The 22,501-nt window shown below is 35.6% G+C and carries 23 protein-coding genes, 1 tRNA gene and 1 riboswitch; of the genes, 19 read left to right on the top strand and 5 right to left on the bottom strand.

Features of this window, described 5'->3' with window-relative positions; all coding sequences use genetic code 11:
* The first annotated feature begins 19 nt into the window (after window positions 1-19).
* From ACO1DI_RS13465 to ACO1DI_RS13440, 6 genes are all read left to right on the top strand, one after another.
* Window positions 20-184: a hypothetical protein gene (locus ACO1DI_RS13465; RefSeq protein WP_171843216.1), complete on the top strand. Its 165-nt coding sequence runs from the start codon at window positions 20-22 to the stop codon at window positions 182-184.
* 204 nt (window positions 185-388) lie between these two features.
* Window positions 389-1,408, top strand: a complete 1,020-nt coding sequence (locus tag ACO1DI_RS13460; RefSeq protein ID WP_014460053.1) for an STAS domain-containing protein — start codon at window positions 389-391, stop codon at window positions 1,406-1,408.
* 185 nt (window positions 1,409-1,593) lie between these two features.
* A complete protein-coding gene (locus ACO1DI_RS13455; protein WP_014460051.1) occupies window positions 1,594-2,022 on the top strand; it encodes an SRPBCC family protein in 429 nt (142 codons plus the stop codon).
* Window positions 2,023-2,358, top strand: coding sequence for an ArsR/SmtB family transcription factor (locus ACO1DI_RS13450; RefSeq protein WP_014460050.1), 336 nt, complete (start codon window positions 2,023-2,025; stop codon window positions 2,356-2,358).
* A gap of 184 nt (window positions 2,359-2,542) precedes the next feature.
* Window positions 2,543-3,331: an MBL fold metallo-hydrolase gene (locus ACO1DI_RS13445; RefSeq protein ID WP_014460049.1), complete on the top strand. Its 789-nt coding sequence runs from the start codon at window positions 2,543-2,545 to the stop codon at window positions 3,329-3,331.
* A 125-nt stretch (window positions 3,332-3,456) separates the two neighbouring features.
* Window positions 3,457-4,326, top strand: coding sequence for a GNAT family N-acetyltransferase (locus ACO1DI_RS13440; protein ID WP_209369228.1), 870 nt, complete (start codon window positions 3,457-3,459; stop codon window positions 4,324-4,326).
* Between the two features lie 165 nt (window positions 4,327-4,491).
* Here the strand turns inward: ACO1DI_RS13440 and ACO1DI_RS13435 are convergent, their stop codons facing one another.
* Entirely contained in the window at window positions 4,492-5,295 is an 804-nt protein-coding gene (locus tag ACO1DI_RS13435) for an alpha/beta fold hydrolase (RefSeq protein ID WP_193345993.1), read from the bottom strand.
* Between the two features lie 334 nt (window positions 5,296-5,629).
* Here ACO1DI_RS13435 and ACO1DI_RS13430 point away from each other — a divergent pair, with 334 nt between their 5' ends.
* From ACO1DI_RS13430 to ACO1DI_RS13405, 6 genes are all read left to right on the top strand, one after another.
* On the top strand, window positions 5,630-6,598 hold the full coding sequence (locus tag ACO1DI_RS13430) for a rhodanese-related sulfurtransferase (protein WP_140450866.1): 969 nt from the start codon (window positions 5,630-5,632) through the stop codon (window positions 6,596-6,598).
* A gap of 202 nt (window positions 6,599-6,800) precedes the next feature.
* A complete protein-coding gene (locus ACO1DI_RS13425) occupies window positions 6,801-7,658 on the top strand; it encodes an SMP-30/gluconolactonase/LRE family protein (protein WP_014460044.1) in 858 nt (285 codons plus the stop codon).
* A gap of 224 nt (window positions 7,659-7,882) precedes the next feature.
* Entirely contained in the window at window positions 7,883-8,245 is a 363-nt protein-coding gene (locus ACO1DI_RS13420; protein WP_025751868.1) for a group I truncated hemoglobin, read from the top strand.
* A gap of 140 nt (window positions 8,246-8,385) precedes the next feature.
* On the top strand, window positions 8,386-9,822 hold the full coding sequence (gene hpaB / locus ACO1DI_RS13415) for a 4-hydroxyphenylacetate 3-monooxygenase, oxygenase component (RefSeq protein WP_014460042.1): 1,437 nt from the start codon (window positions 8,386-8,388) through the stop codon (window positions 9,820-9,822).
* 148 nt (window positions 9,823-9,970) lie between these two features.
* Window positions 9,971-10,777, top strand: coding sequence for a DUF817 domain-containing protein (locus tag ACO1DI_RS13410; protein WP_014460041.1), 807 nt, complete (start codon window positions 9,971-9,973; stop codon window positions 10,775-10,777).
* A gap of 55 nt (window positions 10,778-10,832) precedes the next feature.
* Window positions 10,833-11,393, top strand: coding sequence for a tubby C-terminal domain-like protein (locus ACO1DI_RS13405; RefSeq protein ID WP_209369230.1), 561 nt, complete (start codon window positions 10,833-10,835; stop codon window positions 11,391-11,393).
* Window positions 11,394-11,423: 30 nt separating this feature from the next.
* Here ACO1DI_RS13405 and htpG read toward each other — a convergent pair whose 3' ends face one another.
* Window positions 11,424-13,301, bottom strand: coding sequence for a molecular chaperone HtpG (gene htpG, locus ACO1DI_RS13400; RefSeq protein WP_423145371.1), 1,878 nt, complete (start codon window positions 13,299-13,301; stop codon window positions 11,424-11,426).
* 210 nt (window positions 13,302-13,511) lie between these two features.
* A riboswitch (ZMP/ZTP riboswitch) is annotated at window positions 13,512-13,590 on the top strand.
* 168 nt (window positions 13,591-13,758) lie between these two features.
* Here htpG and ACO1DI_RS13395 point away from each other — a divergent pair.
* The 4 genes from ACO1DI_RS13395 to ACO1DI_RS13380 all read left to right on the top strand — a co-directional run bounded on the left by ACO1DI_RS13395 (window position 13,759) and on the right by ACO1DI_RS13380 (window position 17,012).
* Window positions 13,759-14,958, top strand: a complete 1,200-nt coding sequence (locus ACO1DI_RS13395; protein WP_013057119.1) for a phosphoglycerate dehydrogenase — start codon at window positions 13,759-13,761, stop codon at window positions 14,956-14,958.
* Between the two features lie 133 nt (window positions 14,959-15,091).
* A complete protein-coding gene (locus tag ACO1DI_RS13390; protein WP_014460038.1) occupies window positions 15,092-15,544 on the top strand; it encodes a hypothetical protein in 453 nt (150 codons plus the stop codon).
* A 269-nt stretch (window positions 15,545-15,813) separates the two neighbouring features.
* Window positions 15,814-16,347, top strand: a complete 534-nt coding sequence (locus tag ACO1DI_RS13385; protein WP_423145370.1) for a DUF6143 family protein — start codon at window positions 15,814-15,816, stop codon at window positions 16,345-16,347.
* Between the two features lie 515 nt (window positions 16,348-16,862).
* The gene (locus ACO1DI_RS13380) at window positions 16,863-17,012 is read left to right on the top strand and encodes a hypothetical protein (protein ID WP_014460035.1); all 150 of its coding nucleotides are present in this window, start codon (window positions 16,863-16,865) and stop codon (window positions 17,010-17,012) included.
* Window positions 17,013-17,131: 119 nt separating this feature from the next.
* Here ACO1DI_RS13380 and ACO1DI_RS13375 read toward each other — a convergent pair.
* Both ACO1DI_RS13375 and ACO1DI_RS13370 read right to left on the bottom strand, forming a co-directional pair.
* Window positions 17,132-17,203: transfer RNA gene (locus ACO1DI_RS13375), tRNA-Ala, on the bottom strand.
* A 106-nt stretch (window positions 17,204-17,309) separates the two neighbouring features.
* The gene (locus ACO1DI_RS13370) at window positions 17,310-17,858 is read right to left on the bottom strand and encodes an HD domain-containing protein (RefSeq protein WP_423145369.1); all 549 of its coding nucleotides are present in this window, start codon (window positions 17,856-17,858) and stop codon (window positions 17,310-17,312) included.
* Window positions 17,859-18,097: 239 nt separating this feature from the next.
* Between ACO1DI_RS13370 and ACO1DI_RS13365 the strand changes: the two genes are divergently transcribed.
* Both ACO1DI_RS13365 and ACO1DI_RS13360 read left to right on the top strand, forming a co-directional pair.
* Window positions 18,098-19,399 carry a GH25 family lysozyme gene (locus tag ACO1DI_RS13365; RefSeq protein WP_371905632.1) on the top strand — a complete coding sequence of 434 codons (1,302 nt, stop codon included), beginning with the start codon at window positions 18,098-18,100 and terminating at the stop codon, window positions 19,397-19,399.
* Window positions 19,400-19,580: 181 nt separating this feature from the next.
* Complete coding sequence (locus ACO1DI_RS13360; RefSeq protein WP_230624629.1) at window positions 19,581-19,811, top strand: hypothetical protein; 231 nt, start codon at window positions 19,581-19,583, stop codon at window positions 19,809-19,811.
* Window positions 19,812-19,963: 152 nt separating this feature from the next.
* Here ACO1DI_RS13360 and ACO1DI_RS13355 read toward each other — a convergent pair whose 3' ends face one another.
* Window positions 19,964-20,863: a DMT family transporter gene (locus ACO1DI_RS13355; RefSeq protein WP_243556791.1), complete on the bottom strand. Its 900-nt coding sequence runs from the start codon at window positions 20,861-20,863 to the stop codon at window positions 19,964-19,966.
* A 136-nt stretch (window positions 20,864-20,999) separates the two neighbouring features.
* Between ACO1DI_RS13355 and ACO1DI_RS13350 the strand changes: the two genes are divergently transcribed.
* Window positions 21,000-22,433, top strand: a complete 1,434-nt coding sequence (locus ACO1DI_RS13350) for a PLP-dependent aminotransferase family protein (RefSeq protein WP_243556789.1) — start codon at window positions 21,000-21,002, stop codon at window positions 22,431-22,433.
* The last annotated feature ends 68 nt before the right edge of the window (window positions 22,434-22,501 follow it).

Genomic DNA, 22,501 nt, shown 5'->3' with positions numbered 1-22,501 from the left:
ACATGAGGAAGGTTCTTTTATGAAATTTGTAAATTTCTTAGCTAATCAGCGAGACAAACGACGGGAACAAATGAGCGAAGCAGGAATATGTCCAGATTGCTTAGGGAAACGATTCCACCATATTGGACTTTATTTTGTACATGTTTATGAGTGTCCGAGCTGTCAAGGTAAAGAGGAAAACTAAATACTTCGGCAAAAAGCTTCTATTTTATTTAAGAAGCTTTTTTTATTTAATCACGATTACAAGCCCAGTAGTTTGAAAAGAATTGTTCCTTTAGAACTAATAATAATGATAAGATTAAAAAAAGTAGCATCTAAGGTAATTCATACTCACTTTTACGTAAAAACCACTATTAGTAGAGAGATTATATAAAAAGGAGAGTCCGCCATGGGTGAAAAAAAGAATATTGATATAGGTGGTCTTAGTTTTGCTTGGGATTTAGAAAAAGGACAATTTAGCTTTGAAGGAGAAGATGCGATCCTTTTTTGGATTTCTTCTGCGATGAAAACATTGTTTGACACAATCGAAGAAATATCTGGAGAAGAGGCAGCTTCTGTAGTACTGGAAACCACTGGTTTCCGACAAGGATTAGTAGTAGGAGAGTACTTTCAAAATATGAAAGGCGTAACGGTTTTTGAAGCGGCTGAGTTAATTACAAATACATACGCTTCCGCTGGATGGGGAAAAACAACTATCAAATATTTAAATCCTGAAAGTAAAACTCTATCTGCTGAATTAAAAGACAGTTGGGAACATAAAATTAACGTGGCGCAAAAGAAAGCAAAGGGAGGAAATTTTCTTCCGGCCCATTATGCAGGGATTTTTACAGGACTGTTCGGAACAAATATTTGGTACAAGGTGATTCAACATCAAATAGAAGGGCATGAATACACCACAGTAGAATACTTCCCTTCCAACATTGATATCACTCAAAATATTCATCAATTAGCCAGAAGAAAAGAAGCGCAGAAAATAGAACATTTGCAAAACATTGTAGCAGAAAAAACAGCAGAGTTAAAAGATCTTATTAAAAAGCTTTCTTCTCCTATTATTCCGGTTTTGGAAGGCATAGTCGTCGTTCCTTTGATTGGCAAATACGATGAGGATCGAACAGAAGATTTGATTGTCAATACATTAAATAACCTCCCAAAACATCAGGCTAATTATCTTGTGCTGGATTTAACCGGATTGGATAAAGAACTTACTGAATATACGGCAAGTCTTATCGAAAAATTAGGTGCAGCAGCGTCCCTGATTGGTACGAAAACAATTTTAGTAGGAATTTCTGCTGACTTAGGCTTAGTTATATCAGAGACCCATATTGATTTATCAAAATATGATTGTTTTCAAACATTGCAGCACGGCATTCATTATGCATTGGCACAAAGCGGACGAAGCATTGTTTAAAAGATATATTTGAAATATAACAAAATGCACTCATTCAACATCATAACAACTTTCTTTATCAAAGAACGGAGATGTATTGAAGGATTTCATTTTCAAAGGAATTGACATGAAATCAAAAGGTGTTATATCATTCTTATATGAAACCTTTTGGTGTTATTTTTTGAAAAAGGAGAATGAAGATAACGATGAATGATAAAAGTGTAGTAGAAGATGTAAAACAGACGATAATCTTTAACGCGCCGATTCAAAAAGTTTGGGATAAAGTAGCAACCTCAGAAGGACTCCAACAATGGTTCATGCCTAATGATTTTCAGCCTCAGATAGGATATGAATTTCATTTGCAATCGCCTTTTGGACCATCTCCGTGTAAAGTATTAGAAATAGATGCACCAAACTATCTTTCTTTCTCTTGGGATACGGATGGATGGGTCGTTTCGTTTACCTTAAAAGAAATAGGTAATCAAACTGAATTTACGCTTATTCATAGCGGATGGAAAGAAGCTGAAACACTTCTTGAAAAAGCAAACGAAAAGAGTTCAGTGGTACGAGATAGAATGAGCTACGGGTGGATTAGTCTCGTGAATGAAAAACTTCGAAAGGTTGTTGAAAACTAAATGACTTCATCAGCTGCCAAGCATGATATCTTTCAAGCCATTGCTGATCCTACTCGAAGAAAAGTACTTGAGCTGCTTTCTGAAAAAGAATTGCCTATTTCAGAAATAACGTCTCATTTTTCAATAAGTCGTACCGCTGTTGTCAAGCATCTTCATATACTTTCAGAAGCAGACTTAGTCCATGGACAAAAAAAAGGCAGAGAAAAAGTGTATTACCTTCAGCCAGAGCCTTTAAAAGAAGTAAAAGATTGGCTTTCTTACTACGAACAATTTTGGACGAACAAATTATCTATTCTTCAGCATATTGTCGAAAGAGATGAAGAAAGAAATCAATAGAAAAAGCATAAAAACGTTTTTTATAGGGGATATAGCAAAGCCAGTCGTTAAAAAGACTGGCTGTTTTACATAAAAGCTGGTTTTATTCTAGAAGGACAAATAAAGGAAAGATGCAGAACAACATAGGACATTTCTTGAAATAAAAAGATAGACCTTTAGAAGAAAAAAAGGGGGAAATAGAGTAATGAACAAGCTTTTATTTTACGGAACGAGTGATGCTCAAGGAGTACCTCGATTATTATGTGACTGTAAAGTATGTACACAAAAAGATCCATTAAATCAGCGCACAAGACCTAGTGCACAGTTTACAATGGACGGTAACGTGTTTTTGATTGATGTCTCACCTGATTTTAAACATCAATTTCATTTATATAATAACAAAAAAATCCCTTCTACCGTTTTTATTACTCATCCTCACAATGACCATGTTGCTGGTTTAGGAGATTTAGCCGACTTATGCTACTGGAACAATGTAAATACAGAAGTTGTAGGGGCTCCTGAAGTCATCAGCGAGTTAACCGAAAGATTTCCTTATCTTGCAAAAAGAAAAGGGCTTACCTTTAAAGGAACGTTAAAATGGGATAGTGGAGAAACAACCATTACGTTTCATAAAGTAAATCACGGATTTAACGGTCATTCCTACGGTATTGTGGTTCATCAAAAACAAGGCGAACGCTGGGCATATGTATCCGATTCTTTTAATGTAACAAAAGAACAGTGGCAGCCCTTTTACCACTTAGATTTACTGATATTTGGTACATCTTTTTGGAAAGAATATCTTCAAAAAGAAAAAAGATCCGTATATGACGTGACAGAGGCAATGGAGATTAAAGCGAAGCTACAGGCAAAAAACATGGTGTTCACTCATTTATCACATGATATTGATATCCCAAAGCACGCTGAGATGCTCTCAGATGAAAACGTAAGCTTTGCCTATGACGGACGCGAGATTTTATTACCTTATTTGTGTTGAGATTAACTAATATCTTATAGAATAATAATTTCAAACTAGGGAGGTAAAAGAGGTTAATAAGCAGGGATAGCTTGAAGTAGGAACGAACACGACACTAAATTGGAGTTAAAGAAGGGGATAGTGTTATGGATGCTATTATAGAAAAAGCAAATAACCTCGGTGAATTATCTCGATTTCTATCAGAAACAAATAGTCAGAAAACATCACATATTGGTTATTGTGGTGACAAAGAAGAAGAAATCTACCAGACATTAAAAGAAGATTTTATTAGTGACGAGGGTGATATTAAATTTTTAATCGCTAGAAATAGGACAGGAGAAATTTTAGCAGCTATTGGGTTTGATATCGAAGAAACAGTAGCAGAAGTGTGGGGACCTTTTAATAAAACATCTTCTATTGATTTGCAATCTCAATTATGGAAACAGTTAGTTAATGAAAATCCTTTGATCCAAGAATTTCATTTTTTTATTAATAACGAAAATATACAGCAACAAGTATTTATGAATGATATAAAAGCAAAAAAGACTGGTGAACACTCCATCTTAGAAATTAAAGAACAAAATTTTGATAAAGTTACTGAAATGAAAAGTGAGTCATTTAAACATAGTGATTCTCAAGCATTTGAAATGCTGCATAATGCGATGTTTCAAAATACTTATTACAATGGAAAAACAATTATTGAGAGACTTAACGATAGAAATATGTTAAAGATACTTAAAAATATTTCTAACGAGTTGCAAGGTTATGCGTACTTTGAAGTCGATACTGAAATGGCAGAGGCCTCATTGGAGTATATTTGTATTTTGAAGAATGCTCAGAGTCAAGGTCTAGGAACGATGTTGTTAAAAGAAGTTTTAACAGAGATGTTTTTATTTCCACAAATTGATGAAATTAAACTAACTGTTGATAAAGCAAATAGTCAAGCAAATCGAGTATATATGAAAGTTGGTTTTGAACCAAAAGATATTCTTATAAGTTATCGCCTCAAACTGTAAAAGAGTTAAGTTCAATGAGAGCGGAGAACATTAAGTGTAAAAGCGCTCGGATTTTTTTCGAGCGCTTTTACTTATCATTTATATTGCTGATTTGTAGTTCTAACTTATGCTTCTTTCTATCAACCGAATCCTTTAGAAACAAGGCAATTCTTTTTTTGTTGTAAATTAGATATGCTCGATAAAGTCGCTTACAACTTTGTTAAATCGATCGCTTTCTTCTAGAAAAGGGCAGTGGCAGCTGTTTTCAAAAACTTCAAGTACAGAACCTGAAACCAGCTTTTGAATATGGATTCCAGCCGCTACAGGAATGAGCTTTTCTTCTTTTCCAAAGCACAGTAAGGTAGGAATTGTAATAAACGGGAGAAAATCTCGATAGTCTACAATGGATTGATCAAACAATATAGCACTGGCTATCGATTCTGGCATTTTCGTTACTTCTTTCATAATCCAATGTTTATCTTCTTCAGTTAATTCATCCTTAAACATAAGCGGAATAAAACTTTCTAATGTACTTGTTCGATCAAGCTGAATACCCTGCATGAGCGAAATAAGGACAGGTAAATCAAATGCACCGATCGGAAAGTCTGGCCATTTAAAGTCTGAAGCCATTTCATCTACAATAATATTCCCTTTTACATTTTCTTCACCAAATTGTTTCAAATATTCCCACACAACAAAAGCACCCATCGACCAGCCTACTAATATGACGTCTTTTAATCGATTATTATTTATAAACTCATGCACATCGCGAGCATAAGTGGAAATTGTGTGACCATATGGAGTATGACTTGAATTTCCATGTCCTCTTAAATCCAAAAGAATAGTTTGATACTGTTTCGAAAAAAAAGAAAGCTGGTTGTGAAAAAAACGACTGCTCATCCAAACTCCGTGAATGAAAATAATAGGTGTTCCTTCCCCTTGTTGTTCATAGTATAAAGTTGCACCGTCTTTTAATGTATAAAAAGGCATCATTTCCGCCTCCAATCTCAAAGGTTCATATCTCATCATGTATGCGCAGAAAAGCTCAGGTAGAACGTATCTCCGCAAGAAAATGTTCATAAAAAAACAAATCCTAGAAGTGTTCGCCTTGATATGTTATACTATTACAGGCTTAAATACTGTATGTTTTTGAAACAATCATTCACTGTAATACTTTTTAGATAGAAGCATCCTCATAAAAAGGATGTTGTTTTTGTCGTAATGTACCTTTAAGTAATGAATTGTTACCATCAATTCGGTTCACAATAACCGACCTACATGCATTATATCTTGCAAATATAAACAGATAGGTGGAAGAAGCAACATGACTGAAAGAAAACCATATCAAGTACTACTATATTATTTGTACACTCCAATTGAAAATCCTGAAGAGTTCACAGCTCAGCACTTGGCATTTTGTAAAGAGCTTGAACTAAAAGGACGCATTTTAATTGCGGCTGAAGGGATCAATGGAACAGTATCAGGAACAGTTGAACAAACAGATAAATACATGGAAACGATGAAAAATGATCCTCGTTTTGAAGGTATTGTATTTAAAATAGACGAAGCAGATGAACATGCGTTCAAAAAAATGCACGTGCGTCACCGCAAGGAATTAGTAACTCTTCGATTAGAAGAAGATGTGAATCCTCTCCGCGTAACGGGTAACTACTTAAGCCCAAAAGAATTTTATCAAGCAATGCAAGATGAAAATACGGTCGTAATCGATGCACGAAACGATTATGAATACGATCTAGGTCACTTCCGAGGAGCTGTTCGTCCGGATATTCGAAACTTCCGTGAGCTTCCTGAATGGATTCGCGACAACAAAGAACAGTTTGAAGATAAAAAAATCTTAACGTACTGCACAGGCGGTATTCGCTGTGAAAAATTCTCTGGATGGCTTCTTGAAGAAGGTTTTGAAGATGTAAGCCAACTTCACGGAGGCATTGTAACATACGGAAAAGATCCGGAAGTACAAGGTGAACTATGGGATGGTCAGTGCTATGTATTTGATGAGCGCATCAGCGTACCAGTTAACCAAAAAGAGCATGTGATTGTCGGGAAGGATCACTTTACCGGCGAGCCTTGTGAACGCTATGTCAACTGCGCAAACCCAGAATGCAACAAGAAAATCTTAGCTTCTGAAGAAAACGAACACAAATATTTACGCGCTTGTTCACATGAATGCCGAGTAAGTCCTCGTAACCGCTATGTAAAAGAACATGGTTTAACAGAAGAAGAATTTGCAACACGTGTTAAAGAGTTAGAAAAAGAACACGTAACTTTATAATAAAAAAACAGCACGCTATATATAGCGTGCTGTTTTTTTATGAAAAGATTCTCTTGTAACCTATTGTTTAGAGAAGGTTATGCAACGGGTATTTATAAAAAGGAAACATATTCCTGTTTTTTTGTTTTGCGTACTTAAAGGAATATTTTTTAGAAAGCAATTAAAAAACGGTTGTACATAAAAATAACAAAGGAGCTTGAAAATGGAAGCGAAAATTGAAAAAAAGTACGATGGACGTTTACTGGAAGGACCCCTATGGGATGAAGAAAATCAAAGATTAGTGCTAGTAGACATTTTAGATAAAAAACTTCTTACGTACGATCCAAAAACGACAACCTTAGAAGATATGGATTTTCCTTCAGTCGTTACAAGCGTTTCTACAACCAATCATTCAAAATTGATCGTCTCCACTCGTAATCAGCTGCTTTTAGTGGATAAAAACAAAAAGAATCATGAAGAATATATCCGTTTAGATACTCTTGAAAAAACCATGCGTTTTAATGACGGGAAATGTGATCCATATAATCGCTTTTGGATTGGCACGATGAGTGAAGAAGATGAAGAAGGAAAAGCACAGCTGTACGTAGTAGATGAAAAAGGTGTAATTAAGAGCGCTAAAGAAGGATTAAGCGTGTCAAACGGGCTAGCTTGGAATCGAACAGGAGACAAATTTTTTCTGGTTGATTCACCGAAAAATAAAATTATGTCTTATTCATTTTCTAAAGAAACAACAAGGCTCGAAGATGAAAAAGTGGTGATTGACCTTTCAGATATGGACGGGTTTCCTGATGGAATGACAATTGATGAGCACGACCGATTATGGGTAGCGCTTTGGGGAGGTTCGAAAGTTATTTGTGTAGATCCAGATAAAGGAGAAATTATAGAATCTATTCATCTTCCTGTTTCCAATGTAACCTGCTGTACATTTGGAGGAGACGATTTACAAACCTTATTTATCACCACAGCTAAGGAAGAAGAAAAATACGAAGAAGCTGCCGGCTCTCTTTTTTCATGTCGAGTAGGAGTAAAAGGCGTGCCGGCTTATACTTACGTGTATTAGAGAAGCGCTTATCTAATGTCGTCATGCTTAAAGTCCGTTAGCGATAGATATTAAATGCAGTTTCTACAACTCCTTTGCACTGCGTTCATTCCCTTTACATTTTATTCTTTATGAGGAAGAGGAATAAAACATGACAATAACGAATTTCCATAAAGAAGCCTTTTAAAGAATATGAATACTTGTATTGGGTAATAATGGGTAAAGGTACAAAAGGAGGAATTGGTTTGGAACAAACATTGTATGAAAAAGTGGGCGGACAAGAAGCGATTGAAAAAGTAGTAGACTATTTTTATTCTGAGCTTGTATTAAAAGACGAAACAGTCAGTCACTTTTTCGAGCACACGGATATGGATAAACAGCGTCGACATCAAGCAAAGTTTATAAGCTTTGCCTTAGGTGGACCGAATCAATATTCAGGAAAGTCGATGGCCAAAGCACATGCAAATATGAATATTCAACCCGAACATTTTAATGCAATTGCTAAGCATCTTCACGATGCACTTGCTCACTTTAATGTTGAAGAGCCTGATATTGACCAAGCATTAAGTAAAGTTGAATCCCTAAGAAATGATATTCAATATAAATAAATCATAAAAAAAGAAGGTTACTGTAACCTTCTTTTTTTATGCTCAAAGCTGTGATGTATGAAGGAAACATGGAAAAGACATCGTAATATGATAAAAATGCAATAGGTGAAAATATTTATCGAAAGTCTGGGAGTGGGAGTATGTCAGCAATTAATGGGAAGCAATACGTAGAGAGAATTAACCAATTAAAAGCAAATGTATGGGTTGATGGCAAGCTCGTAACAGGCGATATATCAGAACATCCGGCTTTTAAAGGAGCCATTAACAGTCAAGCTAAGCTTTATGATCTTCAGCATGATAAAAAAATCAAAGATATCATGACATACCAATCTCCGGCTTCTAAGGAATTTGTCGGTACATCTTATTTACAGCCTAAAACAAAAGAGGAGTTAAAAAAGAGGCGAGAGATGACTCAGCAGTGGGCTCGCTTAACTCACGGTATGATGGGGAGAAGTCCAGATTATATGAATACCGTATTGATGGCTTTTGCATCCTCTGCAGAACTCCTGAGAGGAGCAGAAAATTGCTTTCCTGAAAACATCATTTCTTATTATGAATATGTGAGAGAGCACGACTTATCGCTCACTCATACATTCATCGATCCTCAAGTCAATCGAATCCAATTTTATTACGAGCAAAACGATGAACCGATAGCAGCAAGAATAGTTGATAAAAACAATGAGGGAATCGTTATCCAAGGCGCGAAACTGCTTGCTACACAGGGCGGAATGACAGATGAGCTGCTCGTACTGTCTTCAGCGGGCATTCAAGGAAAAGAAAAAGGGTTTGCTTTTTCAATTCCAAGTAATACAAAAGGAATTAAATTTATTTGTAGAGAATCATTTGCAGGAAAAGAGTCGACGTTTGATTATCCATTAAGTTCTAGATTCGAAGAAATGGATACAATTGTTGTCTTTGACCATGTATTAGTACCGTGGAACCGCGTGTTCTTCTATGAAAATGTAGACGTATCAAATACATTCCTTGCTTCTAGTTCCTTCTCAGCTTTTGCTCTGCATCAAGTAACTTCAAGGAGAATTGTCAAAACAGAATTTGTATTAGGAATTGTACAATCTCTGATTGAAACCATTAACATTACAGACTATCCGCATGTACGAGAAAAAGCAACAGAGCTTATTATTGCGTTAGAAACGATGAAAGCTCTCGTGATGAAAGCAGAAGAAGAAGCGGAGATTGATACATGGGGATACATGCGTCCGAATGAAACTACACTTCGTATTGCCGCAAATATATTTTCAAAAACATATCCTACCTTTACAGAAATTATCCAGCTTTTAGGTGCAAGCGGACTAATGGCAATACCAACAGAAAATACGTGCCGCTCATTGGTTAAGGAAGATATTACGCGTTATTTGCAAGCTAAATCGAGAGGAGCAGAAGATCGAATTAAGCTTTTTCGACTAGCGTGGGATTTAACGATGAGTCCGTTTGGCACAAGAGAAACGCTGTATGAACGTTTTTTCTTTGGTGAGCCTGTACAGTTAACTAGTTATCTGTACTTATCTTACGATAAAGAGGGCTATGTACAGCGAGTAACCGATTTTTTGAAAAGTTAATGGAGCAAAATGATCTCCGCTGGGTATGATAGTTTAGTTACAAAAACAGCGGAGATGCTTATTGAATAAATTTGAAAAATCTGCAATAATTTTCAGAGAATCATTTCTGTGAAAATACTAAGGAATACTATAAAGATAGGATGTTACAATGAAGCAATTAATCTATTTTGGTTTAGAACAAGCAAAATCCTGTGTTTTTCCTGTTATTATTTTTCTTACATTGGCTCTGACAAAAATAATTGAAGTACCGTTTATTTCTAGATATGACCTTATTTTATTAGTCTGTCTAGGAACTCAAGTTTTAATGGTGATGTTTAAACGCGAAACGCTTGATGAAGTAAAAGTCATTGCAGTATTTCATTTAATTGGACTAGCGTTAGAACTCTACAAAGTTCATATGGGCTCATGGAGCTATCCGGAAAAAGCTTTCACTAAAGTTTGGGGAGTTCCGCTGTACAGCGGATTTATGTATGCTAGTGTAGCCAGCTACATGTGCCAAGTGTGGAGAAGGCTTGAATTAAAGCTTGCGAATTGGCCTTCTACGTGGATTGTCAGTATACTAAGTATAACCATTTACCTTAACTTTTTCACGCATCATTTCATTTACGACTTCCGCTGGTTTTTAAAACTTTTTACTTTACTTATTTTTTATCGAACTTTTGTGTATTTTACGGTTAACAAACGTACATATCGCATGCCTTTAGTATTGTCTTTTGTACTGATTGGCTTTTTCATTTGGATCGCTGAAAATATCGCAACATTTTTCGGAGCATGGCAGTATCCAGATCAACAGCAGCAGTGGACAATGGTTCATATAAGTAAAATTAGCTCTTGGCTTCTTCTTGTGATTGTTAGTTTCTTGATTGTTGCTTTACTAAAGCATTTAAAAGAAAATCAAAGCCAATTTAAACAAAGGAAGAAATCCAAAGAAACAAACGAAATATATGAAAGATAGAAACATAACTATGTACACGCTTTTAATATAAGGTACAGAAGCTTTGGAGGCTTATATGCAAGAATATATTTTTTATTTTCCCTATTTTAAATCAGCGGGGAAGACCGTAGCAGTTACAAATGAAAATGGAGAAAATGTCGGACAGCTTAAGAGAGTGCATAAAAATATGTGGACTAAAAGTATTGATTTTTTAACTCGTGATGGACTTCCAGTTTTAGATTCTATTTCTTGGTTTCCTATCTTTTCCTGCGGCTTAAAGGTACATTTACAAGTTCAATGGGAAGGAAGAACGGTGTTTATTGATCACATAAAAAAACACCGGTGGGTGATAAAAGAAAGTGGAAAAACAGTGGGGTATCTATTAGGGAAAGGAATAATCAAAAACGAAGGAGCACAAGAAATTAGATGGGGAAATAACGTCTACATGTTAAACAGTCATGAAGCCGTAGAGGAAGCGTGTATTTTTAATGGAAAAAGAGAAAAAGTCGCAGAATTTAAATCAGATCTTTTTCATTTTAAAGAAGGCAAACACTCAATAAGAGTAACAGAAGAACTGCCCGCACCCATTTTTATCGCTTCTTACTATATAACTAATTTTATTATGCCATACATATAATCAGGCGCAGAATGATTCTGCGCCTGATTTTTATATCATAATTTTACAAATATCATTTGTGAATTCAACTGGATCACTAATAGATAAGCCTTCAATTAAAAGAGCTTGGTTATATAATAAATTTGTATAAAGGTCTAATTTCCCTTTATCATTCTCAAATGCATCTTTTAAAGAAGCGAATACATCATGATTTACGTTAATTTCTAACACTTTTTCTGCTTTTACATTCTGATTATCAGGCATAGCACTTAAAATTTTCTCCATTTCAATCGTTACTTCACCATCAGCTGATAAGCAAACGGGGTGTGTTTTTAAACGTTTAGACGCGCGCACATCTCCTACTTTTCCCGCCAAAGCTTTTTTCATATAGTCAAATAGCTCTTTATTCTCTTTTTCCTCAGACTCATTGAGCTGTTCTTCTTCTGCTTCAATCCCTAAGTCACTACTTGAAACAGACTTAAATTTTTTTTCTTTGTACGTCATTAACATTTTAATCGCAAATTCATCGATATCTTCTGTAAAATACAGAATTTCGTACCCTTTATCTGCAACTAATTCTGCTTGAGGAAGCTTTTCAATGCGGTTGTACGATTCGCCTGATGCATAATAGATATACTTTTGATCCTCAGGCATGCGTGATACATACTCGTCTAGTGTTACGAGCTTTTTCTCTGTAGAAGAATAGAATAAAAGCAGGTCTTTTAATACATCTTTGTTGCTGCCAAAGTCACTGTAAACGCCGTATTTTAGCTGGCGGCCAAATGATTCATAAAACTTCTCGTACTTTTCACGTTCGTTTTTAAGCAAACTTTTTAATTCATTTTTGATTTTCTTGCCGATGTTTTTGGCAATCAGCTGAAGCTGGCGATCTTGCTGTAAGATTTCACGCGAAATATTAAGAGATAAATCTTCAGAATCTACCATACCTTTCACGAAGCTAAAGTAGTCTGGAAGAAGATCTGCGCATTTATTCATAATTAATACGCCGTTTGAATACAGTTCAAGTCCTTTTTCAAATTCTTTTGAGTAGTAATCAAACGGACTATTTTCTGGAATAAATAAAATAGCATTGTAGCGAATCGCTCCATCCACATTAATGTGAAGGTGAGTGAGCGGTTTATCAAACCCGTAGCGCTTTTCTGAATAAAATTGCTCATAGTCTTCTGAAGTCAATTCATTTTTATTTTTCTTCCAGATCGGTACCATACTGTTGATAACTTGCTCTTCTGTATAATCTTCTAGCTCGTTATCAGAACCTTCTTTAGGACGTTTTTCCGTTATGTCCATTTTAATCGGGTAGCGGATAAAGTCTGAATATTTTTTAATGATCTCTTTTAAACGATACTCTTCTAGATACTCATCATATGTTTCATCTTCTGTATTTTCTTTGATTTTTAAAATGATTTGAGTTCCAACCGTTTCTTTTTCGCAAGGTTCGATTGAATAACCATCAGCACCAGTAGATTCCCATTTATAGGCTTCATTGCTGCCTAACGCTTTACTAATCACCGTTACGACATCTGCCACCATAAACGCTGCGTAAAACCCAACGCCGAATTGGCCAATAATCGTGTGTCCGTCCTTTGTTTCATTTTCATTTTTAAACGCAAGGGAACCGCTTCGCGCAATTGTGCCCAAGCTACTTTCAAGCTCTTCTTGCGTCATGCCAATCCCAGTATCCGTAATGGTTAAGGTACGGTTAGTTTTATCTGGTGTTACTTTTATGTAATAGCTTTCTTTGTTAAAACGCAAGGAGTCGTCTGTTAAGGCTTTGTAATAAATTTTATCGATTGCATCGCTTGAATTTGATAGAAGTTCTCTCAAAAATACTTCTTTTTGAGAATAGATGGAATTAATCATCATCTCTAATAATCGCTTTGATTCGGCTTTGAATTCTTTTTTTGACATAAGAAGTTCTCCTTTCCAAATAGGGCTTATAAAATAATTAGCACTTGAGTGGATAGAGTGCTAATCACTCTTTTTATTTAACATGTATTAGGATATTTGTCAATATATTAGGAGATTCACTAAAGAGATTAAAAATTAGACTGAAAAAAGCAAACTTTTAAAAAAAGGTTGAACGTTCTGAAAGAGTTTGCTAGAATATACTTAATTTCAAAGACTATATGTGACTGGCGAAACGCGGATAACCGTGAGGAAGCATATAGTGACGTAGCCGTTCGCCTGGGCAGAGGTAAGGGATTAATACATATCTCTTACCTCTTTCTGTTTAGGGGGAGAGGATATAGAAGTTATCAGACATGTAGGCTAAAAAACCAGACTTTTAAAAAAATTAAAAATGAAGTTCCTTTATCCAAAGGTAAAAACATGTAAAACTACGATGATAATCAGAGGAGAGTACAAAATGAGCACATTAACATTAGAAAAAGTACAAACAATCAAAACATTAAACAACATTGCACAAAAAGGTCTAAATGTTTTTAATCAAGAAGGTTATCAAATTGACAACGACAGCGAAAATCCAGATGCGATTGTCGTGCGTAGCTTTAACATGCACAGCATGGCATTTGACCAAAATTTAAAAGCTATTGCACGAGCTGGAGCAGGGGTTAATAATATACCGGTGGACGCTTGCACGGAGCAAGGTATCGTTGTATTTAATACGCCAGGAGCTAATGCAAACGCAGTAAAAGAAATGGTTTTAACTACAATTATGGCTTCTTCTCGTAACTTATTTGCTGGAGTTGAATGGACAAAAGGATTAGACGGCCAAGGTGATCAAATTCCTAAGTTAGTTGAAGCAGGTAAAAAACAGTTTGTTGGAAAAGAAATCAAAGGTAAAACATTAGGCGTTATTGGTTTAGGTGCAATTGGTGCTCTTGTAGCAAACGACGCGCTTGATTTAGATATGGACGTAATTGGTTTTGATCCATTCATTTCTGTTAATACAGCTTGGAATTTGTCTCGCAACGTACAGCGTGCAATGTCTCTAGAAGAACTATTTGCAGCATCTGACTATATTACGGTTCACGTTCCATTAACGGACGACACAAAAGGTGTTTTCAATAAAGAAACGTTTAGCATCATGAAACCTGATGTTCATATTTTGAACTTCTCACGCGGTGAGCTTGTAAACGAAGAAGATATGAAAGCTGCTCTTGAAAGTGGAAAAGTTGGTCGATATATTACAGATTTCCCAAATCAAAATGTCTTGAACATGAAAAATGTTGTGCCAATTCCTCATTTAGGGGCATCAACTCAAGAATCAGAAGAAAACTGTGCGGTAATGGCAGCACGTCAAGTGAAAAATTTCTTAGAAACAGGAAACGTTAAAAATTCAGTGAACTTCCCGAATGCATCTCTACCTTACACTGGGAAAAAACGCGTAGCTGCTTTCCATCACAACGTGCCGAATATGGTAGGACAGCTTACGCAAGTATTCTCAAACTACAATTTAAACATCGCAGATATGGTGAACAGAAGCCGCGGTGAATATGCGTATACAATGATCGATATTGACAATCAAGTAAGTGACGAGATTGTGCCTGAGCTAGAAGAAAAAATTGGTCAAATTGAAGGAATTATTACAAGTCGTATTATCTAATTTGGTTACCATCATATTTTAGTGTTTCAGCCCTAACTTTTCTAAGTTAGGGCTGTTTTTACATGGTATTTATCCTCATATCATTTCCTTCAGTCCCATAGCATATAGAAATATCTTTAAAGAGGTGAACGTTTTGTCAGAAGAAATGATAGGAATTTTGATAGGGTCGCTCATCGCGCTGGCAGGAACATTCATTACGTCTGTCGTAGCTATAGCGATGTCGAAAGAGCAATACAAGCAAGAGCTTCGCAAAGCATTTATCCAAAAGAAAGTTGATGCCTATACCCATGTGTGTCAAGTTATTCTAGCTATAAAAAATGATTTACTGACAATAACCGTTTCTTCAGCCGGCTTAAACTGGACGGCTCAATCTATTAACAAACTAGCAGATGTGTGTATTACGGAAGGACTATGGATCGATGAAGAAGACAGCAAAAAGCTGGAGGTTCTGCAAAAGCAGCTTTCAAAGTTTGTATTGGATGAAATAGAACTGTCTAGACATGATATCCTCACAACTTGTTATGATATCGTTGAATATTGCGAAAAAAAGATTAAAATTCTCCATTTTATGACCGTAAAAGAATAGATGATTACTATGTTAAGAATAAGTGATTGTGGGAATATTAAATAAACATTGGACGATAAAGTAACGAAACAATCCTTTATACACCAGGTATAGACAAGAGTATTAGGAAGAAAAGAAAAAAGTGAAATTTCATTTTGGAAAAGTGATAGAAAAAGGTAGGCACAAGAGGGTGTCTATCTTTTTTTCGTTTATATATACACTTGTCCAAGCGTTTATCGAAAAACTTCATAAAATATAGTACAAAAAAGGGGGTGATTGTATGTCAAGTTATGAGTTCGAACAAACAGTATATTAAAGCGGTTAATATACCTAATCCTTTATATCAATCGTTAAAAGGAGACTATTTTGTTGGACAAACTGAGCCTATTCGTTTTGGTGGAAACAGAAACGCTTGGGGCGGATTAGTGAACCCTTCCGGCTCCGGAGTAGATTTATTTGTGAATGCTTTTACTATCACTAACTATTCAAACGAACCTTTTACTGCTGAAATTTGGTTTAATTCTATCCCCCCTGGAAAAGGAACAACTTCAGATAATGTGAGTCCAGCAAATACTACAATACGTTCAAAGCCAAAAGGGAAAATTAAATTTGCAGAAATGGTAAAAGGCGTTCCTGCTAAAGGGGTAAACGTATTTAACCGTGTTGTTCCGCCGAAAAGTACATTAGTAAGTGATGAAGACGGCAAATTTATCTTTCCAAACAACGGTTCATACGTTATTTTCTTAGTTTCTCCAGGAAATAAAGAAATCGAAGCTGAAATTGCCTATGGATGGTTTGAAAAAAAGCGTAAGAAGGACTGTTAACTGAATAGCTTTTAACGATGGTACAAAAAAGAACTTTGCAGCAGCATGCAAAGTTCTTTTTTATAGTTTGCATTTTTTCTTTCGATTATGGATAGAACCAAAGAGAAGTAAACACGCTTAACATCTCACGTTAATATCTAACTTCAAATTATCTTAAGCCTCAATTCATACTGGCTTCATATAAATTAATCATACTGAATGTATGAATAATTTATATGAGGTGGAGCAATGTTAAACAAGTTTTTTAAACTATTTACACAAAAAAACGAGATATCTAAAGATCAAGAAATAGAATTACACGAAGAGAACGATTTTGATGAAGTTTGTGATGAGTATTTTATTATAGATGAGTATTAAAAAAACTATAAAGCGCTGCAAAACTTAAAGGATTGATTAAGTATATCCGTGTATCGAGTAAAGGTATACTTTTATGGACCATTAATGTGTATAAATTGCTTTTTAAATGAAACATTGTGTAAAAAATGGGCATCCTAAAAGCAAAAGGAGGGGATAGAATGGACAAAGAAACAAAAGATGAAACAAGTGAAGGGCTGAATCAGCTTTTTGAAATTATTAATGCAAAAGGCGACGAGGGCGAACTTAGAGAAATTGTAAGTAGAAGCAATGAAAAGAACAATTATAAAAATCATGAGGATCAATCATAAAAAAAGAAAATAAAAAACCTCTTCATGGAAATCATGAAGAGGTCAAATGAAACAGTATTGCGACCATTCCATCGTGCAGAGTTTTAAAGTGTTTTAAACCCTTGATACAACTGATTTTATGGAACTGATGGGATTCGAACCCACGACCCCTTGTCTGCCAGACAAGTATTCTCCCACTGAACTACAGTCCCGATTATGTAGAGTCTTTATCGTTTATTGACTCTACTATATTTTAATACGTATATGGCACGTTCGCAATAGTTATTTTCAGTGTTTTCTAATTTCTTTATATGAATATTAACTTCTAAAAAAATCATTTACTTCTTGTTCGTACGTATAAAAGAAGCTTGGAATCTGACTTGATTCTAATCCTTTTTCAGCGTATTTACTGATGGACTCGTAGTACCATTTCTGCTTTTCAAATCCTCTTTTAAAGCTATTCCAAATCGTATCTCCGTGCTGATCATAGCTTTCTTTTAAAGACCGTAAATTATCTAATTTATCTGCTACAATTAAGGCTTTCACTTCAAGAGAAGCTGTTTTAGCGGTTTGAATTGTATGCTGTTTACGTTCTTCCCAGCTTTTTGATTTGTCTTCTGTGTGTGCTTCAACAATCTCCGCTACCTCTAAACCAAATTTTTGTCCAATTTCTTCAAGTGTTACATTTGTATCTTCTACAGCATCATGCAGATAAGCTGCTGCAATTACTTCTTTACTAAAACCCGCTTTTTCTAAAATATCACCTACGTTAATAGGATGAACAATATAAGGTTTATCAGACAATTTGCGCATTTGACCGCCATGAGCGTCTTCAGCATATTTACGTGCTTCCTTTATTATAGACATCATATTCCTCCACTTTTTATACAATATTTTTATATTTAGTATAAACGACTATGGCTCTTATAACTTTATTAAATTAAATAAATTCCTTTATTTTAATAAGATAACCCTCAAAAAAGGTCCTAGTAGCTCAAATCACTCCTTATCAGGCAGCTTACTACAAAGCCTAAAATCTATCTATTAGGCCTGTATCAGTTGCCATTTTCTTTTTTATTCATAGTTTGTAGGAAGGAGTGATAGCAGTGCAAAACCGTAATAATCAAAATATTAAGGTCATTGATGTTTCTCATCACAACGGAACAATTGATTGGACAAAAGTGGCGTCAGATGGGGTAAAAGGCGCGTATATTAAATTAACAGAAGGCACAACCTTCTTAGATAAAAAATCATATGATAATTATATAGGAGCAAAAAACGCAGGCTTACGTGTGGGATTTTACCACTTTGCTCATGCTGATAATGATCCTATTGCAGAAGTTAATTTCTTTTTAAATAAATTGGGCAGCATGAAAGTTGATTTGCCTCATTGCTTAGATTTGGAAGAAAATAAAGGGAAAACAAAAGCGCAGGTCACAGCCTTTGCTGTTAGATGGATGGAGTATATTGAAAGGAAAACAAGCATCACGCCTATTCTTTATACGGGATATAGTTTTATTACATCCAATTTTACAAGCGCTGTAGCAAAATATCCGCTATGGGTAGCTCGTTACAGTGGGAGTAACCGTTCTAAGGGATTTATTAATCCAGGGAATACAGCAATCTGGGATAGATGGGCTATGTTCCAATATACAGATCAAGGAAAAGTAAAAGGAATTAACGGCAATGTTGATATCAATGAAATGGATCTGGACTTCTTTAATAGTATTAATACAGGCATTACGGTGGTGGATAATAATAATCCCTCAGCACAATTGCAGCAAGGTGATAGCGGACTAGCCGTAAAAGAACTGCAGCAAAACTTAATTAAATTAGGGTTTGATCTTTCTCAAAAAGGAAGCGATGGTCAATACGGAAATGAAACCGTTGCAGCTGTTAAAGCTTTTCAAGAGAAGTATGGATTAGCGTCAACTGGAAAAGCTGATGAAAAAACCTTAACTAAAATGATGGAATTGCTTAAAGGTGTAAGCAATCCTATAGAAGAAGCATTACCTAAGGTTACTTCACTGGGAGATAAATATTCTTTCCAAGTAAAAGCGAAGAAGGATATTGGGGTTTACAAGTATGCCAATGTAACAAAAAATTTTAGAACTATAAAAAAAGATACGGTATTTAGCGTATATGGCTATACGTATGCAGCATGGGCTGTTCCGGGTGGATTTGTGCAAATGAAAGACGTGGAACCTATTCACGTTACAATTAAAACAGGTGGATTAAGTAAAGACATGGAAACGGAGTTCCGTGCTTTCTTAAAGAATGAAGGAATTGACAGTGAATTAAATGTACATGCAATAGGTAATCCGTCAGCCGAACTCACAGTAGCTGGACTTGATTTCGTAAAAGTTAAGCAGTTTTTAGATAAAAAAGGTTGGTACTACAAGCAATAAAACCCTGCTCCGAAGAGCGGGGTTTTGGTTTGGGATTTTATAAAATAAGAATAGCAAACATCAATTAAGTAATTAAAATATGTTCTAAATAACAAAGTAGGTGGTAACAAAAAAGGTTCTATGTATAGTTTACCTCTAACAGTCATATTTTTAGTCAACAGTTCATGGAGGGTGAATGAATATGAAAAATACGCAGATTCGAATTGAAACACTGTCCTATCACTACGAAAACATTATGGTGAACGATGAAGTAGAGCGTGCGATAAAAAGTATTGAAGTGACGTATCGAGCATATAAACATAACCACGTTTTAAACGGACATGTAGTACTTTCAGGAGAAGAGATTTATGACCTTCAGCAGCTGACTCACGCAGTGGCTGGAAAAATAAAAGCAGAATTAGAAACTGCATAAAAAACCGCCTTTCTTTAAATCTCAAACCAAGATTAAAGAAAGGCGGTTTTTTATATTAATTAAACTGCAAAAAGAATAAATTAAAGTATGTTCTAAATAAAATATATAAATAAAAAACATAGCTTCTAAGAGAATTCCCTAAACCATACACATTATCTTTGTATTGTGAACCTCGTCTTTTTTACTACTGCTCGTCTTTTACTATGTGTAAGCAACACGCCGCATAACGTAATAATGCTCCCTACAATAGCTGCTACACTTGGGATATCTTTTAAAAGCAGCCACGCTAAGAAAAAGGACAGCGCAGGAGTTAAGTAAAGAGAAATGGCAGCTTCAGCAGAACCTACACGTGATGTCAGATAAGCGAGTATTATGTACGGAATAACGGTTGGAAATAACCCTAAATATATAACGCTTATCGCTGATCTGAACGAGATATTTAAAAAATCTGTTCCTAGTCCTGGCAAGAAAATCAGCATAGAAATTGTAGCTCCCCAAATACTGTACGTCACAAAAGAAAGAAAACCATACTTCTTTAATAAATCTTTTTGACATACGATATAAATGCTTTCTGCAAGGGCAGCTAGTAGAATCAGTAAAATTCCATTAGCTGAGTGTACAAAATTCTCTTTGCTAAAGGTTAAAAGTGCAACACCTGCAAAGCTTACTGCAGATCCAATCCATTTTCTTTTTCCGAACGTTTCATGAAAAAAGAAAATAGCTAAAAACGCGGAAAAAATAGGAGTCGTCGAGATCAGTAAACTCGCAATACCCGCACTTACCGTTTTTTCTCCAATGTTTAATGCTGTGTGATAGACGGTAAAACCTAAAAAACCGAGCGCTAAAAGAAGTGGAATATCTTTTATATCAGGCAAGCGCATGCGTGTGGCTATTGCAATAACTAATAGCACTACAGAAGCAATACTTAACCGAACAACTGCGAGATGCTGAGGAGAAAACGATTCCAGCCCTATTTGAATAACTGGAAATGCTGAAGCCCACAAGCTAATCATCAGTAAATGTAAAAACACAAGACTAAACGTTAATTTCATACCTATTCATCTCCATTGTTTGTTTTAAACCCAACCAGTATCTATTGTTGTTCCCATGTTAATAAACATTTGATAAAATGTCTTCAACCAGTTTAAAGGCAATTAACCCAACCACTTTTAAAATAGGAGTAAACGTATGACTCAAGAGGACAGTTCAAGTTATCCAAAATACAAGCAAATTATTGATTTTATGAAAGGGAAAATCGCTCGTGGCGAATGGCCGATCGGAAGTAAAATTCCTAGTCAGAGAAAGCTTGCGGCTATGTTTGAGGTTAACCGAAGTACGGTCATCACAGCATTAGATGAATTAACAGCGGACGGTTTAATTGAAGGTAAGATGGGAACGGGAACAATTGTTATAAATAATACGTGGACACTTTTAGCTACGAACCCGCCGGATTGGAACGTTCATGTGAAATCAGGTATGCATCGTCCTAGTCAAGCAATGGTACAAGATATTAATGAATCCGAATTTAACTCAAATCTTATTCAATTAAGCAAAGGAGAGCTTTCACCTGATATATTTCCTAAAAACAAAATGAAATACGCCGTAGAAAAAGTAGCAAAAAACATGGAGGTTCTGGGATACGAAGAACCAAAGGGGTATTTTCCTTTACGAAAAGAGTTAAGTGCGTATATGAAAACAATGGGGATTGAATCTTCTCCAGATTCTATTTTAATTGTTTCCGGCGCTCTTCAAGCTCTTCAGCTTATTTCAATTGGACTGCTGCAAAGGAACTCGTCGGTTTTGCTAGAAAAACCTTCTTATCTATACTCCTTACATGTATTCCAATCAGCCGGAATGAAACTTAAAGGTCTCCCTATGGATGAGGAAGGAATAAAAGTAGCAGCTTTAAAACAAGCCGATCCTCAAGAAGGGCAAGCTATTTTATATACAAATCCATGTTTCCATAACCCAACAGGAACATTAATGTCTCACAATCGGCGTTATGATTTATTAAAAGAGTGCGAGGGACATCAGCTTCCTGTTATTGAAGATGATTTATACCGCGAATTATGGCTAGACGAACGGCCTCCTTTGCCATTGAAGGCTTTAGATAAAAATGGACACGTATTATATGTTAGCAGTCTTTCTAAAACATTAAGCCCGGGATTACGTATCGGATGGATAGTCGGCCCAGAACCAGTCATTGAGCGTTTGGCGGATATTAAAATGCAAACAGATTATGGTTCTAGCTCATTATCTCAAAGAGTGGCAGCCGAATGGTTTAAAAATGGCTTATATCAACAGCATATGGAGACCGTACGAACCGAATTGCGAACAAGAAGAAAAGTGATGCTTAATGCTTTAGAAACATACGCAGGAGATTTAGCAACATGGACGAATCCTGAAGGAGGCTTTTTTATATGGGTGCATATTCAACCTTCTATTTCAATGAAATCTTTATACTCTCGTGCTTTAAAAAGAAGGATATTGCTTAATTCTGGAAGTATCTATGCACAAGAAACCGGCAGTTATCTTCGGCTTTCTTACGCCTATGCCTCTTTACCAGATATCGATAGAAGCATTAAAATTCTTGCTGAACTTATTCGAGAATTGCAGGTGTAGTAAAAAGGAACAGCGGATTAACCACTGTTCCTTTTTACTTGTATCAAATTCCTTTTAAATTGTCCCAG

It is taken from the genome of Priestia sp. 40, assembly GCF_049368575.1.
Taxonomy (GTDB): domain Bacteria; phylum Bacillota; class Bacilli; order Bacillales; family Bacillaceae_H; genus Priestia; species Priestia zanthoxyli.
This window is presented reverse-complemented; position numbering and strand designations above follow the sequence as displayed.